The organism is Paenibacillus alkaliterrae (assembly GCF_021532375.1).
Taxonomy (GTDB): Bacteria; Bacillota; Bacilli; order Paenibacillales; family Paenibacillaceae; genus Pristimantibacillus; species Pristimantibacillus alkaliterrae.
Window position 1 is genome coordinate 1 of sequence record NZ_JAKGAP010000148.1, and the last position, 1,295, is coordinate 1,295.

The 1,295-nt window shown below is 38.7% G+C and carries 3 protein-coding genes; all 3 read left to right on the plus strand.

The genetic code is table 11. From position 1 onward, the window contains the following. Nucleotides 1-309: hypothetical protein (locus L1N85_RS26810; protein ID WP_235242068.1), on the plus strand; the 309-nt coding region annotated here is incomplete at its 5' end. Between the two features lie 109 nt (nucleotides 310-418). After that, complete coding sequence (locus L1N85_RS26815; RefSeq protein ID WP_235242069.1) at nucleotides 419-970, plus strand: VanZ family protein; 552 nt, start codon at nucleotides 419-421, stop codon at nucleotides 968-970. Between the two features lies 1 nt (nucleotide 971). Then, nucleotides 972-1,295 (plus strand): ATP-binding cassette domain-containing protein (locus L1N85_RS26820; RefSeq protein WP_235242070.1); only part of this gene is annotated, 324 nt, incomplete at its 3' end.

Here is a 1,295-nt window from a genome sequence, read left to right on the forward strand (position 1 = left end):
TATTCATTCGATATTGGCTATGAGGTAAGGGGAACTAATGTGCACACACTTGCTAACAAATCAACTTCGACTACGGCTACTGCAGATTCTTATTATTTCAATTACAATGTGCATCCTCAGAAAGATAACTATTCGGTACAACTTTACAAAAGCTGGACATCATATTACACCGTATCTAACCTTATAGCTAACGGTACTACCCAAACGAAGAACTTCGGTATCATTAGCGCAGGAAATTATACGATCAACGTTACTAAAAATGGCGATAGTGCCGATAAAATTGTCGGTTCAGGGACAATTAACCAGTAATGAACGTGTAAAAACAAACCTCGAAAGGGGTTTGTTTTTGAGCGTTTAAATGTCTGTTTAATGGCGAGCAAGTAAGTGAATTTTTGAATGATAAAACTCGGAGGTCAGAATGCGGTTATTATTAGACGTATTATTATTCGTATGCCCGGCTATGTTCGTGTATCTAGCGGTTAGACTTATGTTGATCCGTAAGATTAAATTTCATTTTAAAAGAGAAGTTTTAATGGTCACTTTTATGGTTTATATCTTCGCTCTTATCTTCATCGTTTGGATTAGAGGAAGCAGACCTGCGGAAGATTTAATGTATAACTTTATTCCGTTCCAGACAATATGGGGTTATCTGCAATTTGAATTACCCTTTGTTGCTGTACAGAATATTGTAGGGAACATAGTGATTACAGCTCCTCTTGGCTTCTATGCCGTTTTTAATATACGTTTGTTTAGAGGTATGAGTATCGCTGCCTATGCGCTGTTCATTCCAATCACCATTGAGTTTGTTCAGTTTCTGCTTTTCAAGTTGAATATTGGTATGAGATCAGTAGACATTGACGACGTGCTGTTGAATTCAGCCGGCTGTTTGATCGGATATTATATAACAAGGTTCTTTTATAACAGATATGCTAGACCCAACGGTTTGATTGACTCGAAAAGAGGGATATAACATGACTGCCATTATGAAAGCAAGCATGATAAGCAAGAAGTACATTCCGGGGAGCGCTACTATGGAATTGGCCCCGTGTTCCTTGGTGCTGGAGAAAGGTATGATATACGTCATCAAGGGAAAGAGCGGCTCCGGAAAGTCAACCTTGTTGAATCTATTAGGCGGAATCGATAAGCCGAGCTCAGGCAGCGTATTCTTTCAAGGAAACTCCTTTTATGAGTTGTCTGACAAGGAGCAGTCCAAAATAAGAAATGAAAATTTCGGATTTATTTTTCAATCCTTTAATCTTATACCGGAGCTTACCGTTCAAGAGAACATCGAGCTG

What these genes read in the sequence shown, in the direction of transcription:
- L1N85_RS26815 (WP_235242069.1), top strand. Translation starts at nt 419, where the DNA reads ATGCGGTTATTATTAGACGTATTATTATTCGTATGCCCGGCTATGTTC.